Origin of the sequence: Burkholderia sp. AU18528 (genome assembly GCF_002223215.2) — a bacterium.
Taxonomy (GTDB): Bacteria; Pseudomonadota; Gammaproteobacteria; order Burkholderiales; family Burkholderiaceae; genus Burkholderia; species Burkholderia semiarida.
In genome coordinates this window covers 739,818-758,965 of record NZ_NKFC02000006.1, presented here as the reverse complement: position 1 = coordinate 758,965, position 19,148 = coordinate 739,818, and the positions used below count along the sequence as shown (strand labels likewise).

At 66.9% G+C, this 19,148-nt stretch carries 16 protein-coding genes and 2 pseudogenes; 8 read left to right on the top strand and 10 right to left on the bottom strand.

The window, feature by feature from the left end:
• Nucleotides 1-4: 4 nt before the first annotated feature.
• The 5 genes and pseudogenes from pilP to CFB52_RS34295 all read right to left on the bottom strand — a co-directional run.
• Nucleotides 5-577 carry a type IV pilus biogenesis protein PilP gene (gene pilP / locus CFB52_RS20260; protein ID WP_230951182.1) on the bottom strand — a complete coding sequence of 191 codons (573 nt, stop codon included), beginning with the start codon at nt 575-577 and terminating at the stop codon, nt 5-7.
• Nucleotides 578-590: 13 nt separating this feature from the next.
• Complete coding sequence (pilO2, locus tag CFB52_RS20255; RefSeq protein WP_099317271.1) at nt 591-1,907, bottom strand: type 4b pilus protein PilO2; 1,317 nt, start codon at nt 1,905-1,907, stop codon at nt 591-593.
• 25 nt (nt 1,908-1,932) lie between these two features.
• The gene (locus CFB52_RS20250) at nt 1,933-3,666 is read right to left on the bottom strand and encodes a PilN family type IVB pilus formation outer membrane protein (protein WP_059639198.1); all 1,734 of its coding nucleotides are present in this window, start codon (nt 3,664-3,666) and stop codon (nt 1,933-1,935) included.
• A complete protein-coding gene (locus tag CFB52_RS20245) occupies nt 3,666-4,838 on the bottom strand; it encodes a toxin co-regulated pilus biosynthesis Q family protein (protein ID WP_257220536.1) in 1,173 nt (390 codons plus the stop codon). Before CFB52_RS20245 ends, CFB52_RS20250 begins: the two co-directional genes overlap by 1 nt.
• A gap of 477 nt (nt 4,839-5,315) precedes the next feature.
• Nucleotides 5,316-5,508: pseudogene (locus CFB52_RS34295) on the bottom strand (IS256 family transposase); the annotation flags it as partial.
• A gap of 323 nt (nt 5,509-5,831) precedes the next feature.
• Between CFB52_RS34295 and CFB52_RS20235 the strand changes: the two are divergent.
• Nucleotides 5,832-7,268 (top strand): helix-turn-helix transcriptional regulator, encoded by a 1,437-nt coding sequence (locus tag CFB52_RS20235; RefSeq protein WP_059582676.1) that lies wholly within the window; start codon nt 5,832-5,834, stop codon nt 7,266-7,268.
• Between the two features lie 174 nt (nt 7,269-7,442).
• Nucleotides 7,443-7,910 carry a lytic transglycosylase domain-containing protein gene (locus CFB52_RS20230; RefSeq protein ID WP_099317268.1) on the top strand — a complete coding sequence of 156 codons (468 nt, stop codon included), beginning with the start codon at nt 7,443-7,445 and terminating at the stop codon, nt 7,908-7,910.
• 207 nt (nt 7,911-8,117) lie between these two features.
• Here the strand turns inward: CFB52_RS20230 and CFB52_RS20225 are convergent, their stop codons facing one another.
• Nucleotides 8,118-8,651 carry a hypothetical protein gene (locus CFB52_RS20225; RefSeq protein ID WP_099317883.1) on the bottom strand — a complete coding sequence of 178 codons (534 nt, stop codon included), beginning with the start codon at nt 8,649-8,651 and terminating at the stop codon, nt 8,118-8,120.
• Between the two features lie 560 nt (nt 8,652-9,211).
• Between CFB52_RS20225 and CFB52_RS20220 the strand changes: the two genes are divergently transcribed.
• The 3 genes and pseudogenes from CFB52_RS20220 to CFB52_RS20210 all read left to right on the top strand — a co-directional run.
• Nucleotides 9,212-11,341 (top strand): hypothetical protein, encoded by a 2,130-nt coding sequence (locus CFB52_RS20220; protein ID WP_099317882.1) that lies wholly within the window; start codon nt 9,212-9,214, stop codon nt 11,339-11,341.
• A 252-nt stretch (nt 11,342-11,593) separates the two neighbouring features.
• Complete coding sequence (locus CFB52_RS20215; protein WP_099317267.1) at nt 11,594-12,409, top strand: phage tail tip lysozyme; 816 nt, start codon at nt 11,594-11,596, stop codon at nt 12,407-12,409.
• Nucleotides 12,410-12,525: 116 nt separating this feature from the next.
• Nucleotides 12,526-12,791: pseudogene (locus tag CFB52_RS20210) on the top strand (IS3 family transposase); the annotation flags it as partial.
• Between the two features lie 11 nt (nt 12,792-12,802).
• On the opposite strand, the gene CFB52_RS20205 reads toward CFB52_RS20210, so the two are convergent.
• Nucleotides 12,803-13,162, bottom strand: coding sequence for an HrpB1 family type III secretion system apparatus protein (locus CFB52_RS20205; RefSeq protein WP_099317266.1), 360 nt, complete (start codon nt 13,160-13,162; stop codon nt 12,803-12,805).
• Nucleotides 13,163-13,181: 19 nt separating this feature from the next.
• A complete protein-coding gene (locus CFB52_RS20200; protein WP_059639194.1) occupies nt 13,182-13,487 on the bottom strand; it encodes a hypothetical protein in 306 nt (101 codons plus the stop codon).
• A gap of 284 nt (nt 13,488-13,771) precedes the next feature.
• On the opposite strand from CFB52_RS20200, the gene CFB52_RS20195 reads away from it, so the two are divergent.
• Together CFB52_RS20195 and CFB52_RS20190 are read left to right on the top strand one after the other, a co-directional pair.
• Complete coding sequence (locus CFB52_RS20195) at nt 13,772-15,490, top strand: hypothetical protein (protein ID WP_257220534.1); 1,719 nt, start codon at nt 13,772-13,774, stop codon at nt 15,488-15,490.
• Nucleotides 15,491-15,694: 204 nt separating this feature from the next.
• Nucleotides 15,695-16,549, top strand: a complete 855-nt coding sequence (locus CFB52_RS20190; RefSeq protein WP_099317264.1) for a methionyl-tRNA formyltransferase — start codon at nt 15,695-15,697, stop codon at nt 16,547-16,549.
• Nucleotides 16,550-16,716: 167 nt separating this feature from the next.
• On the opposite strand, the gene CFB52_RS20185 is transcribed toward CFB52_RS20190, so the two are convergent.
• Nucleotides 16,717-17,823 carry a hypothetical protein gene (locus tag CFB52_RS20185; RefSeq protein ID WP_099317263.1) on the bottom strand — a complete coding sequence of 369 codons (1,107 nt, stop codon included), beginning with the start codon at nt 17,821-17,823 and terminating at the stop codon, nt 16,717-16,719.
• Nucleotides 17,824-17,975: 152 nt separating this feature from the next.
• Nucleotides 17,976-18,464 (bottom strand): HrpB1 family type III secretion system apparatus protein, encoded by a 489-nt coding sequence (locus CFB52_RS20180; RefSeq protein ID WP_099317262.1) that lies wholly within the window; start codon nt 18,462-18,464, stop codon nt 17,976-17,978.
• 276 nt (nt 18,465-18,740) lie between these two features.
• Between CFB52_RS20180 and CFB52_RS34705 the strand changes: the two genes are divergently transcribed.
• Nucleotides 18,741-19,055, top strand: coding sequence for a hypothetical protein (locus tag CFB52_RS34705; protein WP_180278234.1), 315 nt, complete (start codon nt 18,741-18,743; stop codon nt 19,053-19,055).
• Nucleotides 19,056-19,148: the final 93 nt, after the last annotated feature.

The window sequence follows — 19,148 nt, the reverse complement described above, 5'->3', positions numbered from 1 at the left end:
GGCGTCACCTCGCAGGCATCGGCAACGCAGGCAGCGTCGGTATCGGCGGCACGCCGGGCGAGCCTGTCGACGCCACGTTGCGCGCGGGCTGCTGCCGCACGCTCGCGGAGACGGTCAGCGTCGTGCGCCGTCCGTCTTGCGATGCGAGGACGATCGCACCCGGGCGAATGGCCGCCACGCGCATGCCGTTGGGCAGCGTATCGCCGGGCCCGACGTCGAACTCCGCGCCGTCGCTCGTCGCCACGGTTGCGCCGAGCTTCTTGCCGAGCCCTTGTGTCGCCACGAGCGACACGTCCGAATACGACGAGACGGTACTGCCCATCCGGTGCAGCGCTTCTTGCCGCTCCGCCACCTGCGCCTGCGCATCGAGCTTTTTCAGCTGCGCTTTGAGGATCATCGTTTCCTCCTGTAGCCGCATCAGTTCGTTGGCTGCCTGCACGGCGGCCGGTGTCGGAACGACGTTCATGCGCGGCGCCGCTTCAGCGGGCGCGGCGGCCGTGGTGGCTGCGGCGGCCGTGGCGCTGGCCTCGCCGAACGCGGCCAACGGCCACGCCCAGCAGCAGGCGAGCACCAGCACAGTCAATGCATCGTCATTTCTCATAGAGCACTCCGTCGAGCGTCCACTGCCCGGATTTGTATGAAAGCGTCTCGACGCGCACGCCCGGCTCGTCGAGGTACCTGACGAGGCTGTCGGGCCGCACGTCGCCCAGTTGCGCCGACATGCGCCAGGTCTGCCAGCTCGGCGCCGGGGGCGGGCCGCCGCCCGGATGCAGCCGGTCCAGCGTTTGCGAAGCGAGGCCGCGCTGCGGCGCGCTTGCCGGTTGCAGCGTGAACGTCAGGCCGATGCCCAGCAACTGGAAGGCGGAAAGCATGCGCAAGCGCACGCCGTGCACGCCATCGAGCACTTCGTCTCCCCCTGCGGGCAAGGCCAGCGGCTCCACGTAGCTCGCATGCTCGCCGTTGCCGTCGATCGTCGCGCGCGGCTCCGCCGCCATCAGCATCGCCACGTTCGATCCGCCCCGCGACCAGCTGTAGCTGACGTTCGACGCGCGGCAAACGTAGTCGTCGAGTTCCCAGCCGCCCGGCGCGATATGCGTGAAGTGATCGAGGCACGCGCGAACGAACGCATCGGGCCGCGGCGCGCCGGCCCATGGGTGCGCGGCTTCGGGCGGCGCCACGGGCTTGGGCGGATGCAGCGCGAGTTCCGCGCGCATCCGCTCGAACGCCTGCTGCCGCTCGAGTTCCATACGGTGGCGCCGGTACGCGACGATGCCGGCCGCCACCGCGGCCGCCACCACGATCGCGCCGGCGACCAGCAGCACCTCGCGCCGCGGTGCGCGCCGCGAGACACGCGACAGATTGAGCCAGCGCGGCAAATGCGGCTTGCCGCCCCGGCGCGGGATCATGTCCTCGATGCGCCGCGCGTAGAAGTTGTGGAACCCCTGCACTTCCAGCTGCGGATCGCCGATGACGACGTTCCAGCCGCCGAGGCTGTAATCGCCGTGCAGCCGCTCGAACACGTCTTCGCTCGAACCGATCCAGTCGCCGTTCGGCAGGAACGCGCCGTCGCGCACGGCGAAGTAGGCCCAGCGCCCGTCGGGCAGATGAAACGCACCGAGCCAGTTGGGCGCCGGCTGCTGGCGCCCGTCGTAAAACGCGCCTTCGGCCGCGATCGTCTTCGACACGAGCGCGCCGAGCGACGGCAAGCCCAGTTGCGCGCCCTCGCGCGTGCTCGCGAAACCCACACCCGCGAAGGTGCGGTCGATACGCAGCACCATCGCATCGAAATTCAGGCGCGCGGCGAGTTCCACGGCCTCCGCGCGCAGCGCGTGCCGGCGCGAGAGCGATTGCCAGAAAAGGCCGCATATGAAACGCTGACGGCCGATCTGGATGACTTGCGTCGCCATGACGGATCCTGTGCCCGAGCGCGCGTCAAGCGCCGTTGATCGCGATCGGCGACAGCAGGATGACGATCACCTCGCGCGTGCCCGACGCGTTGAATCCGCCCATCGCGTAGTTCGACGGATGGCCGACGCCTTGCCGGTTATCCTGATCGGTGATGCCCTCGTAGCCGCTGATGACGAGCGTCTGCCCCGACTTCACGGCGATGCGCTGCAGGAAGTTGCGCGTGTCGACGGTCGGCAGCTGAATCTGCTGGTTCGCCGGGCCGAACGGCGCAAGGTTCACGAGCGACGAAATGTTGCTGTAGAACTGCATCATGATCGTGCCGTCGTCGAGGATGTGCGGCAGCACCGTGAGGTTGAAGCCGGTCGTGATCGTGCCCGGCGTGAGCGACGTCTGGCTGCCGATGTTGACGGTGTTGGTCGTCGAGATCTGCGCGAGATAGCCTTGCTGCTCGGCCACCTGCACGGGAACGGGCTGATCGTTGAGCGTCGTGATCGAGGCCGAGGTCTTGCGGTGCACCGTGCCCTGCGTCGAAAGCGCATCGATGATGGCCGTCGTGCTCGAGGCGCGGCTCGACGGTGTGATCACCGTGGCCGAGAGCTCGCTCGGGTTCTGGATCATGCTCGTGAACGCGGTGGTGATGCCGAACTGCGTGCCGAGCGCCTGATAGACCGCGTGCCAGTTGATGCCGTAGCTGTCCTGCGCGGAAAGCGTGACCGACAGCACCGTCACGTTGACGAGCACCTGCCGCGCGAGCACACGGTTCTGCTGCTCCATGAACTCGCCCACGCGTTCGAGCACGTCGGGCGTATCGGTGACCGAGATCGAGCCCGTGGCGGGCGAGGTGATGACCGAGCCTGCCGGAGAGAGCATCGCCTTGATCGCCGTCTGCAAGCCGTTGTACACCGAGAGTTGCGCGTTCATCGTGATGTTCGCGGTGTTGTCCGACGACACCGACGGCGAACCGGACGCCCCGCCGCCTCCGCCGCCGATGCCCGCGCCACCGGCGCCCGATCCGCCCGCGGCCCCCGCGCCGTTGCCCGACGCGCCGCCGCTGTTGCTCGCACCGCTCACGACGTTCGTATCCAGCCTCGAGTCGCCCGGAATGGCGACCACCTGGTAGACGCGCGTGGCCGTGTAGAAGAAGACGATCGCGCCGTCCTCGTACTTCCAGTAGACGCCGAAGCGGGCCGACGCCGTGTCGAGCAGCCCGCGCAGCGTGCCGCGCGAATACGCGATGCGTACGGGCGACGATACGTTCGGCACGCGCGCGGCCACCGTCGCGGCGCTCGTGCTCGGCGCGGGCCCCTGCAGCAGGCCCGGTGGCAGCGGCGGCACGCCGGGATAGGCTCCGGCGCCGCCCGTATCGACTGCGGTCTGCGTCGCGCGCGCGGCCGCTTCGCTCGTGCCCGGCGCGACCTTGGCCGGCAGGTGCGCGAGGCGCGAAATGCGATCGGCGAACATGCGCAGCGAATCGACCGTGCCGTCGAAGCTCGCCGGCTCGTCGAAGAGCTTCGGCAGCGTCGATTTCGCCGCGATCTTGATCGTCTTGCCCGACAGCCAGAGTTCGTCCTTGACGATGACGTCGTCACTGCCCGGCACCGCGCGGTTGTCGCCGTTCGACAGCTTGCCGAGCAATTGCCCCGCACGCGCGGTATCGGCCTGCGAGCTGCGCTCGATCTTGTCCAGGAGGCCGGTGCACCCCGCGAGCAGCGAGAGGCAGGCGGCAAGGATGACGAAAGGACGACGGAGGACGCTCATCAACTTGCTCCTTTGGGAACGACGCGCATGACGCGGTTGCGCTGGTACAAGACCACCTGAATCGGCACCTGCGCGCCGGCGAGCGCATTGGTCACCTGACGCAGCGCTTCGGCGAGCGTGCCGTGTATCGTGGCCGTCGCGTCGACCTGAAAATCGGTCGGCACGTCCCAAATGAATTGCCAGCCGGCTTCGCTCGCCCAGCGCGCGAGCGCATTGCGCACGGAGCCGTCCGACAGGCGCATCTGCCACTCCGTGCGCTCGGGCGCCACCGCGGGCGCGAACGCCGGCGTCGCGACGGGCGCCCACGATGGGGCCGGAGAGTCCGGGCCGGACGCCGGCTGCATGGCGGCGAGCAGCGGGGGCTCGATGGCGTCACGCTTTGCGGGCGCCGGTACCTGCGCTCGCGGCGGTGCTGAAACAAGTGCCGGTACCGATGCCGGCATCGCCGGCCCGGCTGCCGGTGCGGGCGACGTCACCGGAGCGGGTGCCGGTGCTGGTGCTGGTGCTGGTGCTGGTGCCGGTGCCGGTGCCGGTGCCGCCACGGGCAGGACCGCCGGTGCTGCGGCCGGTATGCGAGCCGATGCCGGTGCTGCGGGCGTCGACGTCGAAACGCGCGCCTGCGCCACGGCCTGCGCCTGTGCAATGGCAGGCCCCGCCGCGGGCGCCATCGCCGCCGCGCCCGTGGGCAACGTGGAAGACGCATTCGTGGCGGCACCGTTCATGCGTGACGCCGCGCCGGCCGCCTGCGAGGCAGGCCGCGGCGCGTCAACGTTTGCGCGCCGCGCATGCGCAGTCACCGTGAGCAAGCGCATATCCGTATCGACGCGCGCCTGCAGCGCGGGATCGACCGACAGCACCTCGCCGAGCGCGTGCGCGACCGACGAGCCGGCGCGCCAGCTCACCGGCGCGTCGGCCCATGCGCCCGCATTCGGCACATTGATGCTGTAACTCGTCGGCATGATCTGCTCGAGCGCGCGCAGCAACGGCACGTCGTGGCCGCCCGTGCGCACGACGCCGCCCAGGCGCTGCCCGCCGTCGACGATTACTTGCTGATCGGAAGCGTGCGCGACCGTGCAGGCGAACCAGACGCCGCACAGCAGCACCCGAATTGCCGACGGCATCGCCGCTATCCAGACATTCGCCCTCGCCCGGTTCCGCCTCTTGTCGCTCATGCACCTCGGATGCACCGGAAGCTCTATTTTTCTTGTTGCCACGTTCTTTTCAATCTACTTGAACCATGCCAATAGCCGCCCGAAAAGCAGCACCGAAAGGCGTCAGGAATTCGAAAGAAATTATGTAAGAAAACCGTAACGCCGCGTAAGGATAGCACTACAGCTCAATGGGTGTTTACGACAACGTACACCGCACCTTTAAGTAAAAAAATAATCCTGGAAAATCGTCCTGTCTCGGCCGGCATGGATGATACAGGCACTGGCGAGAGAACGTCGCCTTCGCGCCGCAAGCCCCGCCCAGCATGGCGCTGTGGCAGCCGCGAAATTTTTTTTGGACGTTTAGGCGCGAATCGCGGAATGGCCACCCTGGAAATATGGCAGATACAAACGTGTGCTATGGCGCCGTTCGCGGGCAAGCCGCCAATTGGGTGCCGTACAGGAGGTATTCGGAATTCCGTGCGTCAGGCGGATTGATATTCAGATTCCATTGTTTAATCTTTCTGAATAAACAAGCGCGAACTGATTCACGGCGCGCTCCAATCGTGCTGGGAACCGGTCCATTGACCAAGACGTTGCGCAGCGCCAGCCAGATCAGCTTGAGCGCCGCCTCATCCGACGGGAAGTGGCCGCGCGTGATCATCTTCCGAGGCTGCATGTGCAGCGACTCGAGTTTGCGTGGCATGAAGCGGCCCCCTGGCCGTCGGTTCATGCGTCACACACGAAGATCCGGACAGGCTCGGCGTGCACCGCGCCAAACGGCGCACGGCGGCGGCAAACGTAACAAATCATCAAAAAGCCGCGACGCAGGCCTCCCGCTCGTGCGTGAAAGTCCACCGCGACACCGCCCTATCCGGCACATGCCGATACCGAATCGAAGGTAACAAACCATCACAAACACGCGCCTGAATCGGCCCGCGATGAAAACATGCGCTCACGGCTTCACGAATCGTTTCACGCCGCTTAACGCATCGCTCATTGAGTCAGGAGCACGACATGTTCTCAACGATCTACTTCGCCGCCGCCTCGGCCCTCGCTTTCGACGACACCCCCGCGGACGTCGCCTCGAAAATGCTCCACGGCCAGTTTCTCGACGCTGTCCGCCACGCCGCACGCCATGCCGATACCGACACGGCGCAAGCTCAGCCCGGCTACGCACAGCTGCAAGTCTGCGCCGACCTCGAGCTGATGCTCGGCCGCCATGAAGAAGCGGAGGAAACGTATCGCCGCGCGCAAAAAGCCATTCGCGCCCATCGCGACGGTCTGCGTATCGCGTCGTGCCGCAATACCGGCTGGCAAGCCTTGTTCCGCAACCAGTTCAACGTCGCGCTCAGTTGCTTCAAGCGCGTCGGCGAGGAAAAGGCGGCCACCCCGCGCCAACGTCTCGACAGCCTCCTCGGTGCGACGCTCGTTTCGTTTCATCTGGGCTTGATCCAGGCGGCGTGCCATCGCCTCGGCGAGCTGGCCGCTCTGGCGGCAACGCATGGCGATCGCCGCTGGAGCTACCTCGTGGACGCGCTGCGGCGGGACCTCTTCGCGCAGCACGAACTGCACGGTGCGGAGCGACTCGCCGACCACATCTACTGGCGCTCGGCCATCGCGGAGTTCGAGCCGAGCGAGGCACCGGTACCCGGCTCGCAGCCCGCCGGGACCGTGCTGCCGCTGCTGGCCGAGCGACTCTCGCACCTGAGCCGGCTCGTTTCGCTGGCCGACGGCCGGACGAGCGCGGGCGAAACGCTCAAGCAATACGTGAGCTGGAGCCGCCAGGCCGGCCTCAACGATTACCACCGCAGCCTGTGTCTGGAAATCACGCTGGCCGCGATCGCCGGCCACGCGACGCCGTTGGCCGAAGCGATGCTCGATGCGTCCGGCGCGGCGAATTCGCAAGGCAGCCAGCATGCGCGCTGGTACCTCGACTACCTCTACTGCCGCGCGAAGATCATGCAGCAGCAGATGCGCACGCAGGAATTCGCGCAGTTCTACGGCCGCTACGCGCTCGCGTCGATTCAGCACGTGCGCGCGGACAGCATGTCGATGCCCGCCGCCGCGGCCGACCACATGCAGGCATCGCGCACGGCGCAGCGCTCCGACGACGTGAGCGCCCGCCTGCCGGCGAAATACCGCCGCGCCTATCGCTACCTGATGGACAACCTCGACCAAAAGGACCTTTCGGTGCGCGAAGTGGCATCGCATGTGGGCGTGACCGAGCGCGCGATGCAGGCAGCGTTCAAGAACCACCTCGGGCTGTCGCCGAGCGAGCTGATCCGGCGCCAGCGGATGGAGCGCATTCGCGGCGATCTGCTCGACGACGGCGCACCGGCCACGCGCGTGCTCGACGTCGCGAACAAGTGGGGCGTGCGCCATCGTTCGACGCTGGTCAACGGCTACCGGCGCGTGTTCCAGGAAGCACCGTCGGAGACGATGGGCCGCTGAGGGCAGCGGTGTGCGGCGCCCAAGCGCCTGCACCGCCGATCGCCAACACGGCCGGCCCGCGGCTTTTTTCGCCAACGCCGTCCGACGAAACGCAAACGCGTGGGTCGGACGGCGTTTTCATTCGCACGTCGGTGCGAAGCGATTCCCCGCACCGCTTCTCTTACCGGATGATCCATGATGCGACCATTCACCCCCAAGCCGGCGCTCGTGCTGGCGCTTGCCATTCTGTCCGCGCGGCCCGCCGAAGTGCGCGCGCAGACTCCCGACTGCTTTGCAGCGGCTGCAGCCTATCAGCAGGTGAGCCCCGTCGTGCTGCGCGCGATCGCGTGGCAAGAATCGCATGGCAATGCGAACGCGCTCCATCGCAACCGGAACGGTTCGACCGATTACGGCATGATGCAGATCAACTCGATTCACCTTCCGCTGCTGTCGCGCTACGGCGTCTCGGCGGACGACCTCATGAACCCATGCCTGAGCGTCTACGTGGCTGCGTGGCACCTGCACAAGATGATGGTCAAGTACGGGAATACCTGGGCGGCGATCGGTGCCTACCATTCGGAAACACCTGCCGAGCGCGACCGCTACGCGCGTTCGGTGGAACGCATCGTCGAGCGCATGAAGCTGACGGATGACGGGCAGTAAGACGAGGGGGTAGCCGGGGAGACCCGGCTGCCGGCGAACGTCATCAAGCGAGAATGCGACGTTGCATGAAGAAATCGTCCCGCATGGCGAGCGCCAGGGCAAGCACGAAGCGCAGACGAAGCAGGAACAAGGCAGGCAGGACGTGTGGACGATCAGACCGGGGCGTTCGCGAGCCGCGCGCGAAAACGCCGCGGCCCGCCGTAGCCGTTACTGCCCCTTGGCGGCGTTCGAAATGTTGCTGGCACCCTTGTTGCCCACCGACGCCAGCGCCGATGTGAGCTCCTGCGACTGCTGGTTGACCGCGGACGCCAGCGTGTTCGCGTTGTTGAGCCGCGTCATCTCGCTTTGCTGCTTCAGGAAGTCGTTTTGCATCGCGGCCATTTGCGTCACGGGGTCCCCTGCGCCGAGGGCCGATGGACGCACGATGTCAGCCGCCGCATGCATCGCGGTGGACCCGATGCCGGGCGGCAGAAAGCAACTTCCGGCATGCAGCGCCGAACTGAGCATCTGTGCCCCGACGTTCCCCGTGCGCCCCGGCAGGCTGGCAAAGTTGCGCGGCGGAGGCGGAGGCGGAGGCGGCGCGCCGTCGGCCCCCTTGAAGCTGGACAGCCCGTCCAGTTGGCCTTTGCTGCGCGCGGGCGCTTGCTTTTGCGCGCCGTCGGTCGCACCGTTCTTCGTCCCTTTCTCGAATTTCGCGATAGTGGACTGGACGAGCCCCGGTTGAATTCCTAACTTGCTCATGGAGAACTCCTTGAGTGACATGACGATTTCCGTCGCCGGCAACATCGCTCGATGTCGGTGCGGTACGGTCCCCGCATCCCACTCACGCGGAGCGATATCGAGGAATGCAAGCCCAAGCTTATGCTCCACGGCATTGCGCCACGCAAGCGACGCGACGCGGCGAGCGAAATTGCGAAGCGCGCATGCGGCAAATGCGATGAAGTGCGCAGATGGGTCCGCACTCGCAGCACCGCGCCGGCATCGACGTGCGCTTTTTTGCACGCCACTTCGGAATCGGCAGGCTGCCACCGTTATGTCGTTTTACCTTTCCAACACGAGAACCCACGTTCGCAAAGCGCGAAGACGGAATCGACGGGCGAGACACGTCGACCACCTGGACGCGACGAGGCAGCGCGAAAGTCCATCAGGGCCTTTGTCGCGAGGCGACGTCGAACGATCGAAATCAACCGAAAGGAAACGTCATGCCGATCAGAAACAGCACGCAAGTACGGTCATCATCGCTCGACCTCCCGCGCGACAACACGCAGCCTGCGCCGGCCCCGCGCCAACGAAGCGCATCGATGACCGGCCCGCGCCCCTCCGGCGGCGCATTGCTCGGCGCTCTGGGCAATGCGCCCGCCCTTCCGGCGCACACCGGCAACCACGCACCGGCGCAGGCGAGCCCGCTTTTGACAACATCGCAACCGGCCGGGACGGTACAGCAGCTCCCGTCGCCGCCGCTGCCGGCGCCGATGCCGGTCAGGCGCAGCTCGCTGCCTACGCGCGCCTCGTCGTCAGGCTCCGCGATCGGCCGCCAAGGCGGCTCACGGTCGCTGCCCGGTTCGGGCAAGCTGGGCGCTCAACGTGCAGCCTTGGAAGACGGGACGATACCGGTGCTCAACTTGTCGGGCGGCGGGGAGTCGAGCGAAGAAGTGCCCGTACACGAGGAACCGCAGCCACACACGCCTGCATCGCAGCACGACAGTGCGGCGTCCGTTCGACATCAGGAGACCGTGGAAACGAAAGCTGCCGACACGCAATCGGCCACGTCGCGTTCGGGCAGCCCGTTGCCGCACGAGAAGGCGGCCACGGGGCTGACAGCCGCGACGACGAGCGAGGCCGAATCGACACCCGACACGTCGCGCGCGGCCAGCCCGGTGCCGCTCCCGAAAGAGGCGCCCGCGCTCGAAGAAAAGGCAACGACGAGCGCCGCGCCACCGCAAGACGAACCGATGCCGACAAAAAACACTTTCACGACGCCTTCCCACGCGGAAGCCTCATCGTCGCGCCTGCCCGACACACCTTCGTTGCCCAAGGCGCACGACACGGCGTCCCGGAGCGCCCTCTCCCCGAAGCCGGCCAGCTTCTCGGCGCCTCACGTCGTCGCGCACGACATCAACAGTCAGGATTCCGAAATCCCGTCCGAAGCAACCGTTCCGAGCGCGTCGTCCCGGGTAGCACCGGAAACCCGCACGCTGGCCGCCGCCGCGACATCGGTGCCCACGGAGATCTCGGGCGCGGAGACCGAGGGCACACGTCCGGCATCGGCCGCCTCGATCACCAACAACCTGTCGGCCGCGCTGTCCCGGCCGGGACAGATCCAGTCGTTCATCTCGAACGTCGGCGACATGCTGACCCGGAACCCCTACGGCGCCGCGCAACCGCTCAAAGGGTGGACGGCCAACCTCGTCAACGCGTTCAGTCATGAATTCGTCGCAACCGGCGGCGCCACGCTCTTCCGGGAGTTGTGCTCGATGGCTGCCGAAGCAGTCCTCGACAAGACCGGTGCCGGGCCCGAAACACGCGGCGCAATTACGGCCACGCTGTTCACGGCGGCCGCGATGGGCAACCTGGCCGCGATGTTGCACAAGTATCACACCGGCGCCGCGGACAACAAGACCTACGCGGGCCACGGTGCGCAGATCTTCGCGCTGATAGCAACAGTGGCCACCGCAGCCTATACCGGCAAGAACGACGAGGGCAACGGGCACCTTGGGCAGCTCTCCAGCATACTGCCTAGCGCGATCAAATCGTACGCATACCTGGCGCGCGACGTGATCAACGTGTTCCGCCCGCTCGAAGGCAATCACGACGCAGGCTACGAGCACCCCGTCAGAGGTCAGCTGCTCAACGACGCTCCGTATTTCGGAAACCAGCTCGCCGTGAACACCGCGCAGGGCAGCTCGCAATGGTCGGCCCCGTCCTACGTCGACAGCCTCATTCACCACACGAAGAGCAACGCAGCGATCAAAGGCCTGTTCGGCTATTCGGCGGCGAATGCCGCCGGCGAGGGGCTGGATGCGATCGGGGGACGCGTGGCCTCGGAAATCGCGACGCACGGCTTCACGGGCAAGGCGCTCGATGAACTGAAGACGCTGCGCCTGAGCTGGGGCAAGATCGACACCTCCGCAACCAGCACGGCCAGGCAGCTCGGGGACAAGGCGGCCGGCGCGGGAATCGCGCGTCTCAGCCTGTTCCTCTCCCTTTATGCCGCCACCGCCGTGGTCAATCACGCCGTGGAGGGTAAAGGCGATTGGTCCGCCGGCGGCAAGAGCTTCGCGGAGAACGCGTTGGGCGCACTGCTCATCATCGCGGGATGCCTGCCGTTTGCCGCGAGCACGTCGGGCCCGTCGAACCGGTCGAACGAGGGGCGAACGATCGGCGCCGACAACGCGGTGGAACTGGGCGTGATGCATCGCACGACCGCCTGAGCAACCGGGGTGCGCCGAGCAAGCGAAACGACGCAGGTTCGCGCAGGTGGCCGCATCGGTGGCGCGGCGGCTCGCCTGCCGCAAGCCGCTCGCAACGGCATCGCGGTCGCCACGCGGTTCGGCAATCCGACGACGACTTCGCATCCGTCAACGCACTGTAAGCGCCGGGCAATAAATTAGGTTTCGCGGGCGGCCGCTATCGGCCCTCCATCAGCAGCTGATGAATACCGTCATTCTCACGCGGAGAAAATCATGTCCACTACAGCAGTACAAGGCTATAACGCCGGCTATCTGAACGGCATCGATGATGTCGGCGGCATTGGCGGCACGAACGAATCGCAGCTCGCACAACTGCTCGAGTTGCTCATCGAAGAAATCAAGCAGATTCTCGATCCCTCCAGCCAGAATTCAGGCGATGCGGGTGGCGTGGGCGGCATCGGCGGCGGTACGCCTTCGTACTCCGCGCCGCCCGCCTATGCCGGCGGCGGCGGCACCGCACCCGCTGGCGTGAGTGGCGGCGGTGGCGGCCAGGGCGGTAGCGGCGCGGCGCCGGGCATAGGCGGCGGTGGAAGCGGTGGCGGCGGCAGCCACGGCAACACGCTGCCCACTGTATCGGGCGGCGACGCCGCGCACGCCATCGCACAGGATCTCAAATCGCGCTACGGCCTGACCGACGCGCAGGTAGCCGGCGTGCTCGGCAACCTGCAGCAGGAAAGCGGGCTGCAAGGCAACGTCAATCAAGGCGGCGCGAAGGGCGCGCCCTCCGGCAACTTCGCTGACGACAACGCCAACGGCTGGGGTCTTGCGCAATGGGGCGGCACACGCAAACAGGGCGAAATCAACTATGCGAAGGAGCACGGGCTCGACCCGGGCAGCCTCGAAGCCAACATCGGCTTCATGAATCAGGAACTCGACACGACGTACAGCAAGACGATCACGGACATCAAGCAGACGACGACGGCGGAACAAGCGGCCCTGGTCTGGGACAAGGACTACGAACAGGCCACCGATCCGCAAATGGAAAACCGCAACAAGTACGCCGAGCAATTCCTCGCGCAAGGTTTCTGAACGCGAACGCGTCCGCCCCCCCCGGGGCGTTTGAAGTTCGCACGATCCCGCCCGATGTCCGGGCGGGATTTTTTTGCCGCGCGAGAACACCGCTCGCCGGCAATTTACGAACTACCCGGTCGCGCCCACGCAGATCAAATCTGCGACGCGATGGCGCTGGCGGCGGTGCGCCGTATTCATGAGGAGGCTCGTCGAAGCGACGGCAGCGGGAGGATGTCGCAAGCGTTGCGCTTGCTCGGACACGACGTCGGCCTTGTCGAGCTCGATCGTTGATGCGTCAGGCGCGGCTGGTGCGGTCCAGGCGCGTACACCGTTATCGGGTGGCAGGTTGAGAGCCCGATTGCGCCGAATCGGCTTGCACGACGATTCGATCCGGCGCGGTGCAATCGGGCATCAGTCTCGTTCGAGCAGGCGTCGCATGGCAAGGCGCACGTAGGGATCGGCACTGTCCTCGTGTGCCGTCGCATAGCCATGCCACGACGGATCGTCGAGGACTTTCAGGCAGATTGCCTTCAGTTCGGGCGCGCGATCGTCGGGCAATCCGTTCACCATCTGCCACGCATCGTGCGGACGCCCGCGCACCAATGCGATCGTCACGGCAAACACGTGCACCTCGCGCGTTTCGGGGTAGACATCGTGCATGCGCGCCAGCAGCGCCTCGGCCTCGTCCAGCTCGTTGGCCTCGATATGCTCGATGATCGCCTGCGCCATGGCCGGCGCATCGGCCGGCAGTTCGGTAAGAAGCTCCATCATGCTCGTCACCGTCCGTACATCAGGCTGCGCCCGTGCCCGCAGTCAGCGTTCGCACCGCTTCCTTGCCACCCGCCAATGCGAGTGCGGTAGCGGCGCCCTCCGGCGTCAGGTTTTCCGCGAGCGCCGTGCCGCCCTCGAGCGCCTCGAGCCCACCCGTCGCAATGGCCCCCGCCCCTGCAAGGGCTTCCTTCGGGTTGCCGCTCAGCAGCCCCTTGCCGAACGTCGCCGCGCCGTGCAGCGCGTTGCCGACACCATGGAGGACATCCCCGGCAGCCTTGGTGACGTCCCCGACCACGCTTTTCACAATATTGCCGATGAAGCTCATTCGTTTTCTCCTTGATCGTGAAAGAAACGCGCGTTCGATGGAACGCGCGAAACGGAACCGCGCGAAGCCGGCCCTCGTTCCAATCTAATGAATGCGGATACGAACGCGTTCGCGCGCGCGAAGCCGCACCGCGAAAACCGAATGAGCGACACCCGCGAGACGGCTCGGCGGCAGGCCGCCGCGAACCTGCTTCGCCAATCCGGACGATGCTTCGCGCGGTTCACGGGAGTGTCATGACCGGCTTGCACAGTCCAGTCCATCCTGTCTCCTGGTCCGAGAACATCATGGCTCCTCCACCGAAGATCGAGTTCCGGTCGCATGCGATCGAATCCGCCGCCCTCACCCGCACGCCGAGCGACCCCGGCCCGTCCACGGGAGCGAAGCCCGCGCCGGTGCCGACGCGGCGCGCGAGTGCCGGCGCGCTCATCGACGCGCTCGGCGGCCTCGGCAAGCGCCCGCGCGCGGAAGGTCCGCCCACCGCGCCCGCTGTGCCCGCTGCGCCCAAGCCCGCCGCGGCTATCGCACCGCAGAAGCCCGGTGTGGACGACATCGGCGCATTCGTGCCGGGTGCCGGCGGCAAAGGCCGGCGCTTCGCCGATTTCGCGCACGCGATGGGTGTCAACCGCAAAGGCATGACGTTGACGGCCTTCGCCGCCAAGCGGCCCGCGAAAGACGGCCTGAACGGCGTATCGACGGCGGCGCACGGGCAGTTCGGCTACGACGCGGCGCCCGCCACCGACCTCGTGAACGCGCTGGCCTCGGGCTCGAACGCCGCCGCCGCGCATTCGATCCATCGCCGTTACGAAAACAAGGTCAAGGCGATGCTCGCCGCCGACGTCGAACGCTTCGAGCACCCCGAAAAACGCCCGCCGGGCGCGCCGATGCCGAACCAGGTCGACAACCTGCTGCTGACGAAAAACGGCAACGGACAATGGCAATACGACACAGGCAAGCTCTCGCGCATCGCGCGAGACGACGCGCATCCGCTCACGCAGCATGCCCGCGACGTATTGACCGCCATGAGCATCGCCGAGAACAAGGGCAAGCAACGTAACGGCGCGCTCTACCAGTCGGTCACGTCCGCCCTCGGTCTGACGGCAAGCGGGCTGCTCGTGGGCGGCTCGCACGGCGCGCTGGCGCCGCTCGCGGCATCCGGGCACCTGACCAACGCAGTCAAGGAAGCGCTCGATTTGAAGAAGCCGTTTGTCGAAGGACGGCAAAACCTGCGCAATGCGAAGGCCGCCACGATTCAACGCTACGTCGACACGGTATTGGCCCCGCACGACTACACGGGCCAGACGCAGGACGAGCGCCTGCGCGCGGCGCTGCAAACGAGCCGCGCGAAGATCGACGATCTGCGCGCCATGGAGGCGCGGCCGGCGGACGAAGGCCTGCCCGCGGACGTGCGCAGCCCGCAGGCGCAGGCCGGTATCTATGCGTCGCTCTATGACGACGCACGCCGCTACGCCAACAGCACGACGTCGTTCGGTAAGCGCTTGATCGCGGGCATGCACGCCGAAGACAAGGCGAAGGTACACAAGGATGCCGAGCGCGACATCGTGGTCAAGCACATTCTGTCGATGGTCGCCAGGAGCATCGGGCGCCTCGATCCGGCCACGCTCGCGGCGCTCGCGGGTGCCGACATGGCAGTCGATGCATCAGCCTCGCAGCGCGCCAGGCAGGCGCTCGCGATCGTGGGCAACCATCCGCGCGCGAGCCGCAACCAGGATCTGATCGCCGCGCACACGCTGCTGACGGACAGCGGCATTCCGAAGGGCGAAGCGGCACTGCTGCTTTCGCAGCTTGCACGCGCGCGGCGCGAAAAACCGCAAGAGGCGCCGGCGCCGCGCGATACATCGGCTTCCAGCCGGAGCGCCGCACCGCTGACCGACAGCGAGCGGCTCAAACAGATCGCCAACATCATCGGGCAGCCCGGCCTCACGGCAACCGCCGCGAAGACGGCGGAGGACCTCATCAAGAAAAACCTCGCGCTGAGGTCCTGACGCGCGGCGCGGCGTCGCGCGCAATCGCGACGCCCTCGCCGCGGCGCGCAGCCGGCGATGATTCGCCGGTTCGCGGCACTCGACGAAACTTCGGAATACGCGGGCTATCCGCCACCGTGCGCGCTTACCGTGAAGCGGGGTGGCCGTCGGCCGTCATCGCCGTCCATGCCGCCCTGACCTTCAATGCGAAAGGGAGATCCGATCATGCGATTCGCGTTCGCCGGCTTCGATCGCTGGCGTGTCGTCTTCGACGCGTTCGTCGCCGCCGGCTGGGTGCCTGTGGCGCTCTACTCGATTCCGGTCGACAACCGGCTCGACTTCAATAGCGAACTCGTCGAGCGCGCGGACAAGCTGCGCATTCCGATGCAGCTGTCACGCATGAACGAAGACGATCTGCGCCGGCTCGCCGAACGGCAATGCGACGCACTGATCGTGGCCGGCTACAACTGGAAGATTCCGGCGTGGCAGCCCTATCTGCGCCATGCGGCCAACTTCCATCCGTCACCGCTGCCCGACGGGCGCGGCCCGTACCCGGCCATGCGCGCGATCCTCGAGGGGCGGCGCGAGTGGGGCGTCAGTTGCCATCGCATCGACGCCGATTTCGATACCGGGGAGATCGTCGATGCCGAATGCTTTCCGCTCGATGCCGACGAATGGCACGAGACGCTGCAGCTGAAGCTGCAGATGGCCGCCCATCGGCTGGCCACGCGCGTGGCCCGCGACTTCGATCGGCTTTGGAACGAACGGCGTCCGCAAGGTGCGGGCAGCTACTGGCCGCGCGTTGCCGATGCCGAGCGCACGATCGATTTCGCGCGGCCCGTGGCCGAGGTGATGCGCGTCGTGCGGGCCTGCGGGAACGTCGAATCGATCGCGCCGCTCTTCGGCACGACCGTCCACGTGCGGCGCACCACCGCGTGGCAGGAAGCACACACGTACGAGCCCGGGCAGATCGTGCATCAGTACCGGCGCTGGGTCGTGGTCGCCGCGCAGGACGGCTTCGTCGCCTTGCTCGAATGGAGCCCGCTGAACGCGTCCCTTCGTCGGCAGATGGAGGGCTGAATCAGGACATCGGTTGCGCCGGTAAACGACGAAGCGGCCGCGCTGCGGTCTTTCGCAGCGCGGCCGCCGATTGTGGCAGCTTGTCCCCGATCGTCGTTTCCTGCAGCCCCCCGATCGGCGGCCGCTCGGGTCGCCGATCGGGATGATCGCCGGAACGGCCGGCGACGTTACTTCGTGCTGACGCCGGCGATCGTACCCGTGTGAATGCCGGTGATGTTCTCGAAGGCAATCGCGGCGCGCGTCTTGCCCGGCGTCAGCACGTTCGCGCCGCCCAGCGCATCCGAAAGCGCCTTGCTCGCGTCGTGGCTGATCTTGCCACCGCCATGCGCGTTCGCCGTCTGCTGCAGCTGTGCGCCGATCGCCGCCGCATCCGACTGGCTCAGCTTGCCCGACTTCACCGCGTTGGCGAGCGTCTTCGCCGCGGCATTGCCGTCGCCGTGCGACAACGCGCTTTCCATGGCCTGGAAGTCGGCGCCGTCCTGCGCGTTGAAGTTGGCCAGCGCCTTGCCCTCGTCGGCCATCTGCAGCGGCTTGCCGTCCTTCAAGAGGTCACCCGTACCGGGTGTGAAGCCTGCCGTCGCGCCCGTCGTCGGCAAGCCACCCGTCGTCGGCAGCGTACTGGTGTTCGCCGGGAAACCGCCCGTGCCCGGCAAGCCGCCCGTCGCCCCCGACTGCCCCGCCACGCCGCCCGCGCCGCCCGTTGCGTTGCCCGCCGCGCCGAGTCCGCCTTGAGCCGCCCATTGGAAATTGCCGACCGCGGACTTGCCGTCGGTGCCCGCCACGTCGTGCGTGTCGATCTGCTGGTACGCAGCCGGGTTCGCGAGCATGGTCTGCGCCGCTTGCTGCACCGTGGGTGGCGTGCCGCCGTCGGCGTTCGTCGCGAGTTTGTACATCGTGTTCGGATCCGACGCGTTGATGCCATGCTGGCCCATGTACGAGGCCAGTACGCCCGCCGCGTTTTGCACCGTCATCCCGCCGGTGCCGCCCGGCATGGCGCCCGCGCCCCCCATGCCGCCGGGCGTGGCGCCCGCACCGCCGGGCATCGCGCCCGCGCCGCCACCGGGCATGCCGCCAGCACCGCCGGCGCCGCCCGGCATGCCGCCGGGCTGCCCGTTCTGCCCGGTCTGCATCTGCTTGAGCAACTGGCTGATGAGGCCGATGAGATCCTTGAGCACGTCCTGCGTCGAGCTCGTCGAGGCACCGTTGGTCAGCCGTTGCAGGTAGCTCGCCGGATCGGTGGGGTAAGTGGTCATACTCGGAACGTTCAGATTCATGATGTTTCCTTCCTGTCGGGTAAGTGTTGCGTGACCGTGGGTACTACGAAGCAAAGTCAGTCTAGGTTGCTGTCGCTGCTACAAGCGCACCGATGCGAAGGCCGCGATTGAAATGCGAATCGCCCGGCGCACGGAAAACATGAAACGGACACTCATGCGCGGACCCACGTCATCGACGCGGAGAATCCGCTGTTGTCGGCCGGCCCGCCGTGCGTGCTCGCCGGCGCGTCGGTGGACGCAGGCGCCTGAACGCTGGCGTCGAGCTTGGCGGCACGCTCGAGCAGACGCGCGCCGATCTTCGCGCCCTCGATGCTTTCGCGCTGCTCGGCCGCGCTGAGCGCATAGCTGTGCCACAGCGGGTCTTCGAGGCCGAACAGACACACCGCCATCAGCGCGGTATGAAGCCCCGAGCGCTTCGCTTCGGTGTCGTCGTCTTCGAGCACGCGGCGCGCGTCGCCCCATGCCTGGCGCCGGACGTAGCGCCACGCGGCGACCGTCCCCGTGCCGGGCCATTTGGGCCGAAGCACGCGGATCGCCTCGAGGAGATCCTCGAAGTCGGCTTCGTCGTCGAGCTGCGAAGCCGTCCACAGCACCTTGGTTAGGCCGCCGGCAATCTCGTCCCTGCATCCTGTGTAAGTCACGATGTCCTCGTCTGCTGGAGTGCTGCAATCAAAAAGCGCACGGCGGCGTCGCGCCCAGCCGTGCCACGCTTGCTGCCGGCTCGTGCGGTGGACGTCCCCTGGCGGTTAGTCTCTTGTATCGGGCCGGCTTTCGCCGACGCGATGCGAACGGAACGATCGGGATGCGAAGAGAGAACGGAGAAGAAAACCGACCGCGGCGATGGAAGCGATCGGTGCAATCGATCGGTGCGATCGGCCGGGTCGTTCGCCATGGATCGAAGGGCGGGGATTTGCTTGATGCACGGCGTCGAAGAAGGCCCGCCATCGGTCGATGCGCCGCCGGCCTTCGGCCAGGCGGTCCCCTTCGAATCGCCCCCGGCGACCGATGCAGCGTCCGCAGGCAATCGGCTCATGAAATGGAGTGATCACCACGGGCAGGAGGCGCTCTGTCCATCACGCATCGATCGACGAATCGAAACGCTGGATTGCGCGGGTCTTCTGCTTGCAGAGCAGGGGCGCTACGCGCTCCCACATTTCCACCGCCTGAGGATCCAGCCATTCCGGCGGTTCGATATTCGTGACCAGACCGAAATCGGGTTCCTGCGTATTTAACTGCCGCTTCCCCGGACTACCATCCGCGACGAGCGCACCGCATCCCCTGTGCTTGCACGGCTTCATCGGGCGTCGTGCCATCTCTACAATCCC

Coding starts and splice junctions, on each gene's coding strand:
- CFB52_RS20220 (WP_099317882.1), top strand. CDS start 9,212: ATGACCGGCCCGCGCCCCTCCGGCGGCGCATTGCTCGGCGCTCTGGGC.
- CFB52_RS20200 (WP_059639194.1), bottom strand. CDS start 13,487: ATGAGCTTCATCGGCAATATTGTGAAAAGCGTGGTCGGGGACGTCACC.
- CFB52_RS20215 (WP_099317267.1), top strand. CDS start 11,594: ATGTCCACTACAGCAGTACAAGGCTATAACGCCGGCTATCTGAACGGC.
- CFB52_RS20235 (WP_059582676.1), top strand. CDS start 5,832: ATGTTCTCAACGATCTACTTCGCCGCCGCCTCGGCCCTCGCTTTCGAC.
- CFB52_RS20225 (WP_099317883.1), bottom strand. CDS start 8,651: ATGAGCAAGTTAGGAATTCAACCGGGGCTCGTCCAGTCCACTATCGCG.
- CFB52_RS20250 (WP_059639198.1), bottom strand. CDS start 3,666: ATGAGCGTCCTCCGTCGTCCTTTCGTCATCCTTGCCGCCTGCCTCTCG.
- pilO2 (WP_099317271.1), bottom strand. CDS start 1,907: ATGGCGACGCAAGTCATCCAGATCGGCCGTCAGCGTTTCATATGCGGC.
- CFB52_RS34705 (WP_180278234.1), top strand. CDS start 18,741: ATGCACGGCGTCGAAGAAGGCCCGCCATCGGTCGATGCGCCGCCGGCC.
- CFB52_RS20205 (WP_099317266.1), bottom strand. CDS start 13,162: ATGATGGAGCTTCTTACCGAACTGCCGGCCGATGCGCCGGCCATGGCG.
- CFB52_RS20245 (WP_257220536.1), bottom strand. CDS start 4,838: ATGAGCGACAAGAGGCGGAACCGGGCGAGGGCGAATGTCTGGATAGCG.
- CFB52_RS20185 (WP_099317263.1), bottom strand. CDS start 17,823: ATGAATCTGAACGTTCCGAGTATGACCACTTACCCCACCGATCCGGCG.
- CFB52_RS20190 (WP_099317264.1), top strand. CDS start 15,695: ATGCGATTCGCGTTCGCCGGCTTCGATCGCTGGCGTGTCGTCTTCGAC.
- CFB52_RS20230 (WP_099317268.1), top strand. CDS start 7,443: ATGATGCGACCATTCACCCCCAAGCCGGCGCTCGTGCTGGCGCTTGCC.
- CFB52_RS20195 (WP_257220534.1), top strand. CDS start 13,772: ATGGCTCCTCCACCGAAGATCGAGTTCCGGTCGCATGCGATCGAATCC.